The organism is Paraburkholderia tagetis, assembly GCF_022213065.1.
In the GTDB taxonomy this organism is placed as follows: domain Bacteria; phylum Pseudomonadota; class Gammaproteobacteria; order Burkholderiales; family Burkholderiaceae; genus Paraburkholderia; species Paraburkholderia tagetis.
Window position 1 is genome coordinate 1 of record NZ_JAKLJA010000035.1, and the last position, 15,616, is coordinate 15,616.

A 15,616-nucleotide genomic window follows, 5' to 3' on the forward strand; every position below is an offset into this window, starting at 1 on the left:
CATCCGCCTGCGTCGTGCCAGCCTTGCCCAGCAGCTCGACTTCACCCGAACCGCGCGCATACGCGACCGTGATCGATTCCTTGTGTACATCGAGACCGACGTACAGCGTAGTGCTATCGTGTTCCATGCTGGCCTCCGTGCCGGAAATCGCCGGGTGCGGCCCTGTCCGCACCGTGCGGCTCTGGCAGCAATGCTAACCCGCGTCTGATTCCTCACGGCAGGCCAGCCTTTGCCTCACGGGAGTCATAGTGTCTAGCGGACGCGAGTACCGCTTCAGCCCGGGCCGCCGGACGCGTCGGAACGTGCGACGAGCGGGGAGCGAGGCGGAAAAACGAATTCTCTCGGGTGGTTGCGCAAGTGCCGCAGCACGTCACCGAACAGCCGCCGTGTTTCCGCAAAGCTGACGTTACGCGCACGCAGCGCGACCCACATCGCAAGGCTGAAGCTCACGAGCAGGTTGATCGCACCTATCGCCCACGTGCCCGCCATTGCCGCCAGCAGCAACGTATGCGGCACCGCGAAGTCGAGCGAGACGCTCGCGAAGCCCGAGTAGGTCGATGCGAACGCAACATGCCTGATGTCGAGCGGCAGCCCGAACAGCATACCGAGCCCCCATACGCTGCTCAGCATGAAGCCGAACACGAAGTTGCCGATCAGCGCGCCGAGATTGCCTCCCACGTAGTTCGCGATGCGCCACAGGTGACGCTCGCCGAACAGGCGCCGCGCCCAGCGGATATGCATGATGCGCTCGGGAATGCGCTCGTAGGCGCATACGTTGTCGCAATAGCCGTTGATCTGCCCAGCCAGGAAAAGGCAAATGCCCGCGATCGCGGCATAGATGAGCGTGGACGGCTTGAATGCCACCTCGCCGAGCAAGTGAGTGGCCCGCTCCGGGCTGAGAAACGAATGTCCGATCACCTGCCGGTAAGCGAATCCAATCAACATCGCCACGGGCACGGCAAGCGCGACGTTGCCGAAGATGGCTGCGGTCTGACTGCGCATGGTGCGCACGATCAGCGTGACGAGATGGTCGAGGTCGCGCCCGCCTTTGCGGCTACTGTCCTTGATCGCGGCGGCGAGCGCGTGCGCGGTCATCGCCGGCTGCTTGGTCGCCACGGTACCGCGCAGGATATGGATCAGCACGAAGCCGAGACCGTAATTCAGGCCGAAGCCGATCGATTCGTTGAGCGGCGTCCAGCCACATCCCGCGATCACGAACTTGAGCGCCGACATGCAGGCGATGATGATGCCGCCGAGCAGCGCGGATCGCAGCAGCGCAAAGTAGTCCTTACGACTTGATGCGATATAGTGCTCGCCAGCATGACCGGCATTCTCCGTGACGCGCAGGGCGATCAGTTCGACATTCTGGCGGAAGTAATCGCGCAGATTGTTGCGGCAGCATTCCGCCTGGATCAATTCGGAGGCCAGCTCGGCGATCATGGGCAGCACATTAGCCGCGCCATGCTTCTGGCGCAGGGCGTCCGCCACGTCGATCAGCAACTCCGCGCGTGCGAGATGCTGCTTCAGGCGCAACAGATGCAGCGTCAACGAAACGCTCGTGCCCGTATGCGCGGCGCGCCTGCGAATCCGGTCGCCGACTTCGCGGCACTGGTCGAGCAGCACCACGAGATGCGCTTTGTCGGTGCCGCTCGCGCGAAGATCGCTCGTGTCGGTGTCGGTGTCGGCATCGGCGCAGTGCGCGATGATCGAGGCAGGCGCCGCACCGCATGACGTCTCGAAGCGCGCGAGATACGCGAGCATTTCCTGGTTTTGCGCAATGAACGGCGAATGCTCCGAGTCGAGCGTCGGATCGTGCCGACACACTTCGGGTTCGAGGCCGATCGCCGCAATCCGGTAGGAGAGCACGCGCAGCGCTTCGAGCAACTGGCGCAGCGGCGGCATAGCGTCTGGCGCTTCGCGGGCACCCTCCTCACCGGGAGCCTCGTCAAAACGCAGCGCACGCAGCAGATCGGTCCATGTCCCGACACCGACGTCGCGCACCCACACATGATCGCTTGCCCGCTTGAAGACCTTGGCGATCACATCGCGCAACTGGCACAGGTCGAATAGATCGGGCAGCAGCGTGCTGCGAACGAATCGATGTGTGACCTCAGTGAAAAAGCCATTGTTCGGAAAGATGCCGACATCCGTATAGAGCGACTGCTGCCTGCGTTCCGACAGCAGTCGCCACAATGCGCCGCGCAGCGCAACCCGGTAATCCTCACGGTGCTCGAGCACAAAGCACAGCGTGTAGATTGCGTGACGGGCTGCATCGCAGTCGCGCGCACGCCGCGGACGCATGCAACTGACCAGATCGTTGAACAACGCGATATCGGGCTCAGCGGCTTCGACGAAGCTGTCGAGGACGCATTCGAGTGCGGACTGATGGTTTTGCGGATCGATGGCTTTCTTCATGGGCTGCTGGGCGACGCAGAGCAGTGAAACAGCTGAGGACGTCACCAGAGAGGCGTGGCATCGGCGGCAAAGGACGAAGCCAGCTACAGGGGTAGCATCTGGCGTGTGCCGGTAAGCGCAGAAGGTTAAGGGCATCACGGCGGCAGAGAAAGCCGGAAGTCGCCGTGAATTGTCGGCAGTCAACTCGATGCAGACGTGGCTCACATGCAGGCAGCGGCGCAGCGCCCAATTGGACAAGCCGATGTGAGAGGAAGTGCGGGAGGCAAGCAGATCGCCCGGCAGCAAGGACTGCTGCGAGCAGCGGACAACAAAAAACCCGCACGCGGCGGGTTCAATGTTTTGACGTTTCTACAGACATCTTGCGATGTTGGTTGCGGGGGTAGGATTTGAACCTACGACCTTCGGGTTATGAGCCCGACGAGCTGCCAGACTGCTCCACCCCGCGTCCGTCAGAGAAAGCTATTATAGGGATGCGCCCTGGCTACGTCAACTGTTTTTCCAATCATTCTTATCACTCGCCTTGCTGGATGCAGCGCTACGCGTCTCGACGCTGTTCAAACGCGCGCGCTGCACGAGTGCCGTGCGCCAACCTCAATCGATTCGGAATCCGAATATATTCGCAGCGGCATGCATCTTGCCGCTCTACGCATCGCCATTGTCCAAAAGCTGCCGGGTTTCGTCGGCCCATTCGAGCCACGATTCCTGCGTGCGTATCCCGGCCTTGAGAATCGCATACTGCAATTGCTGGCCGCGCGTGAGCGTCGGCGCGCTGAAATCGCGCTGCTCGATCTCGCGATAGGTCTTCAGGCGCGCACGCGCTTCATCGATGAGCCGTGGCAGTTCCTTATCCAGTCCAAGCGGACCGATTACGGCATCGGCGCGCAGTTTCAGCAAAAGGACGTTGCGGTCGTCCGCGCTCAGACGCGTTTCGCGCACCCAGCGCGCGACCTCCTCACGCCCCACCGGCAGCACGCGGTACACCTTCTTGCGCGTGGCAGCCGGTTGGGTGGCCCCTTCCTCGACGACCGCCACCCAGCCGGCCGCCACCATGCGGCCAAGCTCGCGGTAGATCTGCTGGTGCGTGGCCTGCCAGAAATAGCCAATCGCCCGGTCGAAGCGCCGGGCGAGGTCGTAGCCGGAGGACGGCTTTTCAAGCAGGGCTATCAGGATGGCGTGCGGAGTCGACATGGGGCGATTCTAAACCAGGTCCCCTGCGATGCCGCCCCGGTTAACCCCCTCCCTCATCCCGGGGGCGATCCCGAATGCGGACACTATGCAACCAGTTGCATAGTGTCATTGGGTTTGCTATGTTTAGCCCTGTCGGCCCGGAAGTACGGGCGCACAACGCGAACAACACGACGGCGCCCGAGCCGGGCCGCCGCCCTCATTCAGCTTTGCATGAGATGAGACTCGGCACCAAAGCCTCGGGTCTCATCGACAAGGAGATACGCATGGCCCTGCCCGCCGTCCTGCGACGCGGCCTCTCGATTCCGGTCGTCGGCTCGCCGCTTTTCATCATTTCGAACCCCAATCTCGTGATTGCGCAGTGCAAGGCCGGCGTGGTCGGCTCCTTCCCCGCGCTGAACGCGCGTCCCGAGCACGTGCTGGGCGAGTGGCTCGACCGCATCACGACCGAACTCGCGGAGTACAACGCGAAGCACCCCGAGAAGCCCGCCGCGCCGTTCGCGGTGAACCAGATCGTCCATAAGTCGAACGACCGCCTGCAGCACGACCTGGGGGTGTGCGCCGAGTACAAGGTGCCCATCGTCATCACGTCGCTGGGCGCGCGCGAGGACGTGAACCAGGCCATTCACGGTTGGGGCGGCATCGTCCTGCACGACGTGATCAACAACACGTTCGCCAGGAAAGCCATCGAGAAAGGCGCGGACGGCCTGATCGCCGTCGCGGCCGGTGCAGGCGGCCATGCAGGCACGCTCTCGCCGTTCGCGCTCATCCACGAAATTCGCGAATGGTTCGACGGCCCACTGCTGCTCTCGGGCGCGATCGGCAACGGCAACGCGATTCTCGCAGCGCAGGCCGCCGGCGCGGACCTCGCGTATGTCGGCTCGGCTTTCATCGCCACGCATGAAGCGAATGCGGTCGACGCCTACAAGCAGATGATCGTCGAAAGCGGCGCGAGCGATATCGTCTATTCGAATCTCTTCACCGGCGTGCACGGCAACTACCTGCGCTCTAGCATCGTGGCGAGCGGCCTGGATCCCGATGCGCTACCGCAATCCGATCCGTCGGCCATGAACTTCGGCTCGACCCGCGTGAAGCCATGGAAGGACATCTGGGGCGCGGGCCAAGGCATCGGTGCGGTCAAGGACGTCCTGCCCGCGGCCGAACTGATCGCGCGGCTGAAGCGCGAGTACGAAGCGGCGCGCGAACGCCTGGGCGTGGCGAGCGCAAGTGCCGAGGCAACGGCGGTAGCTTGATAGAGGAAGGGTGAGCGGCCAGGTCTTGTGGCGCGGCCGTGGCCCGCCCTGCTTGATCGGGCGCTATGATTCGGTATTTCGCCGATCCACCGCTCATCCATCCATGAAAATCGCCACCTGGAACGTCAATTCCCTGAAGGTCCGTCTGCAGCACGTCATCGACTGGCTCGCCGAGAGCAAGGTCGACGTGCTCTGCCTCCAGGAACTGAAGCTCACCGACGACAAATTCCCGCGCGCCGAACTCGAAGCACAAGGCTATCGCAGCTGGTTCGCGGGCCAGAAGACCTATAACGGCGTGGCCATTCTCGTGCGCGAGGGCCTGGCCGTCGAGGAAGCCACGGTCGTGCGTAACCTCCCCAGCTTCGAGGACCCGCAGCAGCGCGTGATTGCCGTCACGGTGGAAGGCATGCGCATCGTCAGCGCGTATTTCCCGAACGGCCAGGCGCCGGGCACCGAAAAGTTCACCTACAAGCTGAACTGGCTGGATGCGCTGCACGACTGGCTCATCCAGGAGACGCAGCAGCATCCGCGGCTCGCACTGCTCGGCGATTACAACATCGCTCCGGAAGACCGCGACGTGCACGACCCGAAGGCCTGGGAAGGCCAGAATCTCGTCTCGCCCGAAGAGCGCACGCAGTTCCAGCGCCTCATCGCGCTCGGCTTCGTCGACGCGTACCGCCAGTTCGAGCAGCCCGAAAAGATGTTCACGTGGTGGGACTACCGGATGTTCGCGTTCCGCCGCAACGCGGGACTGCGCATCGACCACATCCTGCTCTCGCCCACGCTCGCGCCCTCGCTCGTGTCGTGCGAGATCGACAAGGTGCCGCGCAAGTGGGAGCAGCCGTCGGACCACACGCCCGTCGTGGCCGATCTCAAGGTGGCGGGCTGAGCGCTCTCATCACGCTAATCACGCCCGTGGTGCCCGCCGTACCCATCGTACGCACTGCGCGCGGGCGCATGCAGCCCGCGCCGCTCACCACGTTCCGGCGAGCGTGGTCCACAAGAAACGGTACACGAGCGCATCGTACTGTGCGCGCTCGAGCGAATCGCTGCCCGGACCATGTCCGCCTTCGGTGTTTTCCAGGTACCAGACGTTCGCGTGCCCCTGCTCCTCCATGCGCGCGACCATCTTGCGCGCATGCGCCGGATGCACGCGGTCGTCGCTGGTCGAGGTCGTGAAGAGCACGGGTGGATACGCAACGCCAGCCTTCACGCGCTGATACGGCGAGTATTCGGCGAGCGCGCGTCCTTCTTCGGAATCCTCAGGATCGCCGTATTCATCCATCCATGACGCCCCCGCGTGCAGCAGCGGATAGCGCTGCATGTCGAGCAGCGGCACTTCGCACACCACCGCGCCGAACAGCTCGGGCCGCTGCACCATGCACGCGCCAACCAGCAGACCGCCGTTGCTGCCGCCCTTGATGCCCAGTTGCGCCGCGCTCGTGTAGCCCTCGGCCACCAGTTGCTGCGACACCGCGATGAAGTCGTCGAACGAGCGCTGCCGATGCTCGCGCTGCGCATCCACGTGCCAGGTGGTGCCGTACTCGCCGCCGCCGCGAATATGAGCGATGGCGACGATCCCGCCCTGCTCCAGCCAGCCGATGCCGGAGCCGACGAGATACTGCGGCGTGAGTGCGATCGCAAAGCCGCCATAGCCCGTCAACAGGCACGGCAGCGGCTTGCGCGCATCGCCCTCGAGCGCGGCGCGCGGGCCGACCACGGTGAACGGCACCATCGTGCCGTCCGCGGAACGTGCATGCGAGCGGATCACGGCAAGCGGTGCGGCGTCGAACTGCGTGGGCCAGCGGTCGAGCAATTCCCAGCTCTGCAAGTCCTGCTGCGCAAGATCGGCGAGCCAGTATTCGGGCGGCAGCAAATAATCGTCCACGTCGACGAAGACTTCGTCGTTGAGCGTGTCTTCGACGGGCGAGACGTCCACCTGCGAACTCGCGCGCGCCGGGAAAAGGCGCGATTGCCATGTCCACGCACCGTCCTTGCGCTGCGGCTGCCACATCATCGTGCGGCTTTGCACGTCGTCGAGCCACGAGACGATCAAGACATTTTTCGTATTGCTCCAGTCGCACGCGGACGTTACCGGCGTGGGCGTGAAGAGCGGCGTGACGTTACGCTCGCCGGCGAGAAATGCATCCTCGCGAATCGCGAGCAGCGAACCGCCTGCCCAGGTTTGCTCGCCGAACGTCCAGTCGAGCCTCGGCTCCAGCAGCAGCCAGCCGTGCCATGCGCCCACTGCCACGTGCGAGGGCACGTCGTAGAGCTGCCACTGGTTGCGCTCGTCGAGACGGTAAGTCAACGAGTCGAAGAAGTCGACGCTGCGCACCACGTCATGACGCTTCTCGACGGGGTCGTAATCGCCCTCCACGCTGATGTCGTCGAACTCGCCGCGAAACACCACGGGCGCATCGGCAAGCCGCGTGCCGCGCGTCCAGCGACGCACTTCGCGCGGGTAGCCCGAGCGCGTGAGCGTCTTCTTGCCATGATCCCAGCCCACATAGACGGTATCGCGGTCGATCCAGGAAACGATGTGCTTGCCTTCCTTCTCGATGGCAAACCCGCCGTCGACGAACACGCGCCGTGCGAGATCGAATTCGCGCACGATGATCGCATCGGCGCCGCCGTCCGAAAGCTGGATCAGTGCCCGATCGCCATCGGGATAGAGAATGTCGATTCCCGCGCAAACCCAAGGCATGCGTTCAGCCGCGCCGAGCGCATCGAAGTCGATGAGCGTCTGCCACTGCGGCTTGCGCGCGCGCCAGTCGGCCCACTTCGCGCGGCGCCACAGGCCCTTCGGATTGTCCTCGTCCTCCCAGAGATCGTAGGCCCACTCTTGCCAGCGGCTCGGAATCACGGGGCGCTCGCGTGGCAGATAGGCCTGCGCGAGACGTTTCTCCAACGCCTCGAATCGCGCGCCGCCTTGCCATGCGCTTCGCGTGCGCGTGTTCTGCGCTTCGACCCAAGCCATGGCGGCGGGGTCATCGAGCGATTCGAGGGAGAGGAACGGATCGGCCTCGGCGGGCCACGGGGAAGTCACGGGCATGTTCGATCATCGACGGGAAAACAGCGTCGATTATGCCCCACCGAGCGCGCGGCGCGCCTTGCGCCTGAACACCGTCCGTGCGCGGGCGGCGCAAGCCGGCCGCCGCGCACGATTCATGCCGCGCTCATTACAAGCTCACCAGGCGCTCACTCGAGGTCGAGCTCCTGGATCTTGCGCGTGATGGTGTTGCGGCCGATACCAAGGCGCTCGGCGGCTTCGACTTTACGCCCGCGCGTATAGTCGAGCGCCTCGCGAATCACCGCAGCCTCGAAGCGGCGCGAAAGCTCGTCCATGACGCCAGCACTGTTCTCGCGCAGAAGGCGCGCGACTTCGGTGCGCAGACCGCTCTCCCACACGCTCACGGGCAGCACCGCAGCGCCGTTGCCTGCGGGAAGCGCGCCCGCCAGCGCATCAGGCGCGCCGCCGGTCGTACTGCTCGCGCCTGGCACACTTGCGCCCCCCGCTACACCCGGCACGCCCCCGCCCGCCACGTCCAGTGCGCTCACACCGCCTGCCAGGGGCGCGCCCATTGGAACCGCTGCGGCCGGCACGGCTTCGCTCAACGGGCCCGCCTGGGCGCCCCCGGCTGCCCCGGCATGCGCAGGCAGCAGATCGGGCGGCAAATCCTTGATCTCGATGGTCTGCGCAGGCGCCATCACCGTGAGCCAGTTCGCGAGGTTTTCGAGCTGGCGCACATTGCCGGGGAACGCCAGCGACGACATATACGCAAGCGCCTCGTCGGACACGCGCTTGGGCTCGACGCCCAGCTCGCGTGCGCTCTTCTGCAGAAAATGGCGCGTGAGCAGCGGAATGTCCTCGCTGCGCTCGCGCAGCGCCGGCAAGCGCAGGCGGATCACATTGAGACGGTGATACAAGTCCTCGCGGAACAACCCCTGGCGCACCCGCGTTTCGAGGTTCTGGTGCGTGGCGGCGATCACGCGCACATTCGCGCGCAACGGGTTATGCCCGCCCACGCGATAGAACTGCCCATCGGAGAGCACGCGCAACAGCCGCGTCTGCAGATCGAACGGCATATCGCCGATTTCGTCGAGGAATAGCGTACCGTTCTCGGCCTGCTCGAAGCGGCCCTGGCGCATCGCCTGCGCGCCCGTGAACGCGCCGCGCTCGTGACCAAACAATTCGGATTCCAGAAGATCCTTGGGAATGGCCGCAGTGTTCAGGGCGATGAACGGACCGTTCGCGCGTGGGCTATGACGGTGCAAGGCGCGCGCGACAAGCTCCTTTCCGGTGCCCGATTCGCCGGTGATGAGCACGGTGGCCGCCGAATGCGAAAGGCGGCCGATGGCGCGAAACATGTCCTGCATCGCCGGCGCCTGGCCGAGCATCTCGGGCGCCTCGGCGGGCCGCTCGTCCCAATGATGCTCGCCGCGCATGCTCTCATCCACGGCGCGGCGGATCAGCTCGACGGCCTTGGCCACGTCGAAAGGCTTGGCGAGATATTCGAACGCGCCGCCCTGAAACGCGGCCACTGCGCTGTCGAGATCGGAGAACGCGGTCATGATGATGACGGGCAGCCCCGGCAAGCGCTCGCGCACCGTCTGCAGCAATTCGAGACCCGAGCCGCCCGGCATGCGAATGTCCGAGACGAGCACCTGCGGGCTGTCGTGATCGAGTGCGCTTGCGGCGTCGCGCACGTTCGAGAAGCTGCGGGTCGCGAAATTCTCGCGCGCAAGGGCCTTTTCGAGCACCCAGCGTATCGATTGGTCGTCGTCTACTATCCAGATCGGCTTCATAGGTCGGTCAGAAGTCCTGAGGGCTTGCGCCAGGGGTAAGGTCGGTAGATCAGTAGTCGAGCGGCAGCAGGATCTGAAACTCCGTGTGGCCCGGCCGGCTTTCCACTTCGATCAGCCCGTCGTGCTGCTGAACGAATGTCTGCGCGAGCGTGAGCCCGAGACCGCTGCCATCCTCGCGCCCGGAGACGAGCGGGTAGAAGATGCGGTCGCGGATCTCCTCGGGAATGCCGGGTCCGTTATCGATGACATGCAAGTCCAGTGCCAGCTTGCACAGGCGCTTGGATATCGTGACCTTGCGCGCGATGCGCGTGCGCAACTCGATGCGCGCGTCGCCTTGCGCGATCCGTTCGCGCAGCGCCTGCGCCGCGTTGCGCACGATGTTCAGCAGCGCCTGAATGAGCTGCTCCTTGTCGCCGCGCAGGTCGGGCACGCTCACGTCGTAGTCGCGCTCGATCGTGAGTCCGCGCGGAAACTCGGCGAGGATCACGGCGCGCACGCGCTCGCACACTTCGTGAATATTCACGTCGCCGACAATATGCGGATGCCGGTGCGGCTCGAGCAGCCGGTCGACGAGCGTCTGCAGCCGGTCCGACTCTTTGATGACGACCTGCGTGTACTCGCGCAGCTCATCGCGCCCGAGCGTGCCGAGCTCGAATTCGAGCAACTGTGCCGCGCCGCGAATGCCGCCGAGCGGATTCTTGATCTCGTGCGCGAGATTGCGTATCAGATGCTTGTTGACGGTCGCGAGGTCGTGAATGCGCTCCTCGCGATCGCTCTTGAGATGCCGCTCGTTCTCGAACAGTTCGAGCAGCACGTAATCGGGCGCGCTCTCGAGGAAGCCGACGATCGCGTGCACGTGCAACGCCTCGCGGCCCGGGCGCTCGAGCGTGGCGTCGAGGCGCGTCGCATGAAAGCGGTGCGCCGCGATCGACGCGATCGTTTCGAGCAGCTCGTCCGCATTGGAAAAAAGATCGGACCACGCCATCTGCGCGAGCTGACGCCGCGAGAGATCGAGCATCGCCTCGGCCGTGGGGTTCGCGAACGCCACGCGCAAGGTGCGCTTGTCGAGCACGAGCACGACGGTGGGCAGCGCTTCGAAGCCGGGCAACAGACCCGACTCCACGAGCGACACCTCGTCCGAGAGCGGCTCCGCGTGGCCCTTCCTTGCCTTGATCAGATTCTTTAGCGCCATGTTGCGGGTGGGCTGGTTCAATCCATGTCGGTAAAAAGACAGCGACGCGGCAATCACGCCGGCTTCGGAGCAACGATTCGGCCCAACGAAAAAGGGACGGCAGCGCCGTCCCTTTGAGACCGAAGTGGGCACCGCAGTTGATACGATTGCCGACGTCGGACAGGTGCTTCGCCGCGTACCCGCCAGCGAAGCACCATCGTCGATTACAGCGAGTAGTACAGTTCGAACTCGATCGGGTGCGTGGTCATGCGCACGCGCTGGAGCTCGCCTTCCTTCAGTTCGAGGTAGGCGTCGAGCATCGAATCCGTGAACACGCCACCGCGCGTCAGGAACTCGCGATCCTTGTCGAGCGCTTCCAGTGCCTGGTCGAGGCCCGCGCAGACGGTCGGGATCTTTGCATCCTCTTCCGGCGGCAGGTCGTACAGGTTCTTGTCGGCAGCTTCGCCCGGGTGAATCTTGTTCTGCACGCCGTCCAGACCCGCCATCATCAGTGCCGAGAAGCACAGGTACGGGTTGGCCAGCGGATCCGGGAAGCGCGTTTCGATACGGCGGCCCTTCGGATTCGACACGTGCGGAATACGGATCGATGCCGAGCGGTTGCGTGCCGAGTAAGCGAGCTTGACCGGTGCTTCGAAGTGCGGAACCAGGCGCTTGTACGAGTTCGTGCCCGGGTTCGTGATGGCGTTCAGCGCGCGAGCGTGCTTGATGATGCCGCCGATGTAGAACAGCGCGAATTCCGAGAGGCCTGCGTAGCCGTTACCCGCGAACAGGTTCTGGCCGTCCTTCCAGATCGACTGGTGAACGTGCATGCCCGAACCGTTGTCGCCAACGATCGGCTTCGGCATGAACGTGGCCGTCTTGCCGTACGTGTGCGCGACGTTGTGGATGATGTACTTCATCTGCTGCGTCCAGTCCGCGCGCTCAACCAGCGTCGAGAACTTGGTGCCGATTTCGTTCTGGCCCTGGCCCGCCACTTCGTGGTGGTGCACTTCGACCGGAATGCCGATCTGTTCGAGCAGCAGACACATTTCCGAGCGGATGTCCTGGAACGTGTCGACCGGCGCGACCGGGAAGTAGCCGCCCTTCACGCCCGGACGGTGACCCGGATTGCCGCCTTCGATTTCGCGCCCCGACGACCACGGTGCTTCATCCGAGCCGATCTTGACGAACGTGCCCGACATGTCCGTGTTCCACTGGACCGAGTCGAAAATGAAGAATTCGGGTTCCGGACCGAAGAAGGCCGTGTCGCCGAGGCCCGTGCTCTTCAGGTACGCTTCGGCGCGCTTCGCGAGCGAGCGCGGGTCGCGCTCGTAGCCCTTGCCGTCTGCCGGCTCGACCACGTCGCAGGTCAGCACCAGCGTCGACTCTTCGTAGAACGGGTCGATGAACGCGGTGTTTGCGTCCGGAACGAGCAACATGTCCGAGGCTTCGATGCCCTTCCAGCCGGCGATCGACGAACCGTCAAACGCATGGCCCGACTCGAACTTGTCTTCGTCGAAATGCGACAGCGGAACCGAGACGTGCTGCTCCTTGCCGCGCGTGTCCGTGAAGCGGAAGTCGACAAACTTGACGTCTTCGTCCTTGACGAGTTGCATGACGTCAGCCACGGATTTGCTCATAACCTATTCTCCTGATTAACGATTTTCGGCGAACGTTGCCGCCGTACCCATTCTGTTGATCCACACTGGCCGCTATGACACGCCTCGAACAAGCCGGCTGCGAATCGATCGCGACATATAAAGCAGCTTCCGTGCCAAGTTGGCGTGAAACCGGCGCAAACCCAATATGGGCGAGCACTTGGACTGAAACGGCGCGCGCCACAACCGTGCCGGTTCCACAAACCGCCCTTCCGCTCGCACCAATTCCGTGCGCCCCCGGAATTGGTGCGCAAGACCAGCTCCATTATGGTGCATAAAAATCCATATGCACCAATTCGATGCAACTTCACCGGTGTGGCAAAGCACCCGCACCGGGCACGCATGTGCGGACCGGCTATACCAATGCACCTCCACCCAGCCCGCGCCGATTCGTGCGCCAGTGAGCCCACTTCCCGCACCCATGCAGCGCGCTAGAATGATCCTTTGATTCAACACGAGACACAAGGAGATCTGCTGTCATGAGTACGCTCGAACAGTTGTACGCCCAAGCCGAAAAGCGCCGCGCCGAGAACCAGTTGCCCTACACGGGCGCGGTCTCGCCCGCCGAGGCGTTCGAGCTTCTGCAACTCGATCCGCGCGTGAAGCTCGTCGATGTGCGCACGCGCGCCGAGCTCGACTGGGTCGGACGCCCCGTGGTCGGCGACGGTCAGTATGCCCATGTCGAGTGGACGCGCTACCCCGGCGGCGTGCCCAACGCCGAATTTATCGCCCAGCTCAAGAGCGTCGCCGAACCCGAAACGCCGGTGCTGTTCCTCTGCCGCAGCGCCGCGCGCTCGAAGCTCGCGGCCATCGAAGCCGCCAAGGCCGGCTTCACGCAGGCGTACGATCTGCTGGAAGGCTTCGAAGGCGACAAAAACAGCGAAGGACATCGCAAGACGGTTACGGGCTGGTGCTTCCGCGGTTTGCCCTGGCTGGGTGCCTGACACGCGTCTGACACGCGCCTGACACCCAGGCAGCCTGATTGACCTGGGTCGGCCGGGTTTGGCTCCATCGGCTGAATCGGCAACAATTGTGGTCCGCCGGCGCTAGCCCGGCGGGCCACTTTGAGCGCCACATATAACACGGCGATGATGGCGCCTCGGGGCGACCGGGTCCGGGACCAATCTCGCGCCAATCTCGTGCCAATCCCCGCAAGAACCCGCCGCCACCCACAGGCAGCGTTACCGGCGCGGCGCAGCGCTCTGGATGGCGGCCGGCTCGGGCGACTCCACAATGTCGCCGCCCAGCAGATGCACCCCTTCGCGCAACTTCACGAACGCTGCCGCCACGGCCTCCGGCTCCCCCTTCACGCCCAGATCGATATGCCGGCGCGCATAAACGCCGCCGCGCTCCGCGTCGCCCACGCTCGGCAGGCTGAACACGCGCACGCCCGGGAAGTCGCGCTCGATGCGCTCCATGAGCGGCGTGAGCGTCGACTCCGGCAGCTCGAACACCAGCAGCGACTTCTCCGCGTGCGGCATCTGATGATGTAGATGGGCGTACTTCGTATCCAGCACCCATTCGATCATCGGCCAGGCCATCACCGGAAAGCCCGGTACGAAATAGTGCTCGCGAATCGAAAAGCCCGGGATCTTGTTATAGCCGTTCGGAATGATTTCGCAGCCCAGCGGAAACGTCCCCATCTGGAAGCGATGCTGGTTCTCGTGCGAATTGAAGTCGACCGGGTCGGCGCCCGTATGCATCTCGCGGATGCGCTCGCGAATCGCCGTCTCGGCGTCAGGATGCAGCGCGAGCGGCACGCCGAGCGCGGCCGCGGCGCACTGACGTGTGTGGTCGTCCGGCGTCGCGCCAATGCCGCCCGTGGAGAACACGATATCGCCCGATTCAAACGAGCGCTTGAGCGTCGCGACGATGCGCGCCGGGTCGTCGCCGACGTATTCGGCCCAGTCGAGCGCGAGGCCGCGCGCGCCAAGCAGTTCGATGACCTTCGGCAGATGCTTGTCGGTGCGACGGCCCGAGAGAATCTCGTCGCCGATGATGATGACGCCAAATGCCATGAATAACCTCGTCGTGATTCGTTTTAATTCGTCGTGATTCGTCGCAATTCGTGGTAATCGCAGGAATCGCAGGAATGGATGCAGCGAACTTCAGCGCGTGATGGTCACATCATGCCCCGCCTGGCGCACCTCCTCCGCGCGCAGGCGCTGGAGCGCGCGCAGGCAGTAGTGGCCGAACCAGAGCGCCGTGAACACCAGAATGAACGCATAGATCCAGACGGTCGCCACGGCAACGAACGGGAAAAACAGCAGTAGCCACGCGGAGGCGATCCAGATCGCCGTGGGCAGCGAGCCGAGCAGACCGCTCGCCACGCCGATCGCGAGCAGCGGCAACCGGTGCCGGCGCACGAGTTCGCGCCGCTCCTCTGCGCTGGCGTGCAACGCGAGCGCGTCGTAGGTCATCACGCGATAGGTCAGCCAGCCCCATAGCAGCGGCGGCACGACCGCGAAGAACGGCGGAAAGAACCAGAACGGCAGCGAGACGCACAGCAACACGATGCAAACCACCGTGGTCCAGAGCGAATGCAACAGGCTGCCGTACCAGCTGCCGCCGTGCCGCTCTTCCAGCATGGCGTACTGCCGGGCCGTGAGATGGCGGATCACGCGCGGCATCGAGATTCCGACGATCAGCAGCAGCACGGTAATGACGATGAGCGGAACCGACAGGACGATCACCACGAACGGCCCGATCATGTTGCGCAGCGCGCCATAGCCGAGCAAGTCGAACAGATGGTAGAGGTATGCGGTGGCCCACCAATGTTCGAGCGCGGGACGCAGCGCATCGACAAGCGGTTGCCAGAAGGCATAGAGCAAGCTGCCCCACAGCCCCGCCGCCACGAGAAATGGCACGAAGGTAAGGAACAGCATGGAGGGGTGGAACGCGCCGGCAAGTGCGCGTCCGAGCGAGCGCAACAGATCGTTCATGCGAGGGAGAAAGCAACGGTCAGACGAGCAAGCATCGTGAGGCCCACGGGTTCGGTGCGTCAAATCGACAGCATAAACCACGGCGCGGTGGGCCTGCCAAAGACACGAGAGTCACGATACTCACAAAGCGCGAGAACCGATCGTGCGTCGGCGGGAAAGCGGAAGAACGGCTAAGGCTTCAGA

General features: G+C 64.2%; 11 protein-coding genes, 1 tRNA gene and 1 pseudogene. 3 read left to right on the top strand and 10 right to left on the bottom strand.

Translation table 11 applies throughout. The features are described 5' to 3' along the window. The 4 genes and pseudogenes from L5014_RS29130 to L5014_RS29145 form a co-directional block, all read right to left on the bottom strand. A pseudogene (locus L5014_RS29130) lies at positions 1–127 on the bottom strand (IS110 family transposase); the annotation flags it as partial. 146 nt (positions 128–273) lie between these two features. Further along, positions 274–2,415: a site-specific recombinase gene (locus L5014_RS29135; RefSeq protein ID WP_238467269.1), complete on the bottom strand. Its 2,142-nt coding sequence runs from the start codon at positions 2,413–2,415 to the stop codon at positions 274–276. Positions 2,416–2,783: 368 nt separating this feature from the next. Further along, positions 2,784–2,860, bottom strand: a tRNA-Met gene (locus L5014_RS29140). A gap of 197 nt (positions 2,861–3,057) precedes the next feature. Continuing rightward, positions 3,058–3,603 carry a PadR family transcriptional regulator gene (locus L5014_RS29145; protein WP_238467270.1) on the bottom strand — a complete coding sequence of 182 codons (546 nt, stop codon included), beginning with the start codon at positions 3,601–3,603 and terminating at the stop codon, positions 3,058–3,060. A gap of 263 nt (positions 3,604–3,866) precedes the next feature. Here L5014_RS29145 and L5014_RS29150 point away from each other — a divergent pair, with 263 nt between their 5' ends. Next, positions 3,867–4,853 carry an NAD(P)H-dependent flavin oxidoreductase gene (locus tag L5014_RS29150; protein ID WP_238467271.1) on the top strand — a complete coding sequence of 329 codons (987 nt, stop codon included), beginning with the start codon at positions 3,867–3,869 and terminating at the stop codon, positions 4,851–4,853. Positions 4,854–4,956: 103 nt separating this feature from the next. After that, positions 4,957–5,742 (top strand): exodeoxyribonuclease III, encoded by a 786-nt coding sequence (xth, locus tag L5014_RS29155; protein WP_238467272.1) that lies wholly within the window; start codon positions 4,957–4,959, stop codon positions 5,740–5,742. Positions 5,743–5,826: 84 nt separating this feature from the next. Here the strand turns inward: xth and L5014_RS29160 are convergent, their stop codons facing one another. From L5014_RS29160 to glnA, 4 genes are all read right to left on the bottom strand, one after another. After that, positions 5,827–7,908 (bottom strand): prolyl oligopeptidase family serine peptidase, encoded by a 2,082-nt coding sequence (locus tag L5014_RS29160; RefSeq protein ID WP_238467273.1) that lies wholly within the window; start codon positions 7,906–7,908, stop codon positions 5,827–5,829. A 146-nt stretch (positions 7,909–8,054) separates the two neighbouring features. Then, positions 8,055–9,662 carry a nitrogen regulation protein NR(I) gene (ntrC, locus tag L5014_RS29165; RefSeq protein WP_238467274.1) on the bottom strand — a complete coding sequence of 536 codons (1,608 nt, stop codon included), beginning with the start codon at positions 9,660–9,662 and terminating at the stop codon, positions 8,055–8,057. Between the two features lie 49 nt (positions 9,663–9,711). Beyond that, positions 9,712–10,854, bottom strand: a complete 1,143-nt coding sequence (gene glnL / locus L5014_RS29170) for a nitrogen regulation protein NR(II) (protein ID WP_238467321.1) — start codon at positions 10,852–10,854, stop codon at positions 9,712–9,714. 203 nt (positions 10,855–11,057) lie between these two features. Continuing rightward, entirely contained in the window at positions 11,058–12,473 is a 1,416-nt protein-coding gene (gene glnA, locus L5014_RS29175) for a type I glutamate--ammonia ligase (protein ID WP_238467275.1), read from the bottom strand. A gap of 497 nt (positions 12,474–12,970) precedes the next feature. Here glnA and L5014_RS29180 point away from each other — a divergent pair, with 497 nt between their 5' ends. Further along, positions 12,971–13,435, top strand: coding sequence for a rhodanese-like domain-containing protein (locus tag L5014_RS29180; RefSeq protein ID WP_238467276.1), 465 nt, complete (start codon positions 12,971–12,973; stop codon positions 13,433–13,435). Between the two features lie 237 nt (positions 13,436–13,672). Here the strand turns inward: L5014_RS29180 and L5014_RS29185 are convergent, their stop codons facing one another. Continuing rightward, complete coding sequence (locus tag L5014_RS29185; RefSeq protein WP_238467277.1) at positions 13,673–14,509, bottom strand: competence/damage-inducible protein A; 837 nt, start codon at positions 14,507–14,509, stop codon at positions 13,673–13,675. Between the two features lie 90 nt (positions 14,510–14,599). Then, positions 14,600–15,433: an EI24 domain-containing protein gene (locus L5014_RS29190; protein ID WP_238467278.1), complete on the bottom strand. Its 834-nt coding sequence runs from the start codon at positions 15,431–15,433 to the stop codon at positions 14,600–14,602. Positions 15,434–15,616 lie beyond the last annotated feature (183 nt).

Excerpts from the sequence above, each read along its gene's own strand:
- glnA (WP_238467275.1), bottom strand. The coding sequence starts at position 12,473 with ATGAGCAAATCCGTGGCTGACGTCATGCAACTCGTCAAGGACGAAGAC.
- ntrC (WP_238467274.1), bottom strand. The coding sequence starts at position 9,662 with ATGAAGCCGATCTGGATAGTAGACGACGACCAATCGATACGCTGGGTG.
- L5014_RS29185 (WP_238467277.1), bottom strand. The coding sequence starts at position 14,509 with ATGGCATTTGGCGTCATCATCATCGGCGACGAGATTCTCTCGGGCCGT.
- L5014_RS29135 (WP_238467269.1), bottom strand. The coding sequence starts at position 2,415 with ATGAAGAAAGCCATCGATCCGCAAAACCATCAGTCCGCACTCGAATGC.
- glnL (WP_238467321.1), bottom strand. The coding sequence starts at position 10,854 with ATGGCGCTAAAGAATCTGATCAAGGCAAGGAAGGGCCACGCGGAGCCG.
- L5014_RS29150 (WP_238467271.1), top strand. The coding sequence starts at position 3,867 with ATGGCCCTGCCCGCCGTCCTGCGACGCGGCCTCTCGATTCCGGTCGTC.
- L5014_RS29145 (WP_238467270.1), bottom strand. The coding sequence starts at position 3,603 with ATGTCGACTCCGCACGCCATCCTGATAGCCCTGCTTGAAAAGCCGTCC.
- L5014_RS29180 (WP_238467276.1), top strand. The coding sequence starts at position 12,971 with ATGAGTACGCTCGAACAGTTGTACGCCCAAGCCGAAAAGCGCCGCGCC.
- L5014_RS29190 (WP_238467278.1), bottom strand. The coding sequence starts at position 15,433 with ATGAACGATCTGTTGCGCTCGCTCGGACGCGCACTTGCCGGCGCGTTC.
- xth (WP_238467272.1), top strand. The coding sequence starts at position 4,957 with ATGAAAATCGCCACCTGGAACGTCAATTCCCTGAAGGTCCGTCTGCAG.
- L5014_RS29160 (WP_238467273.1), bottom strand. The coding sequence starts at position 7,908 with ATGCCCGTGACTTCCCCGTGGCCCGCCGAGGCCGATCCGTTCCTCTCC.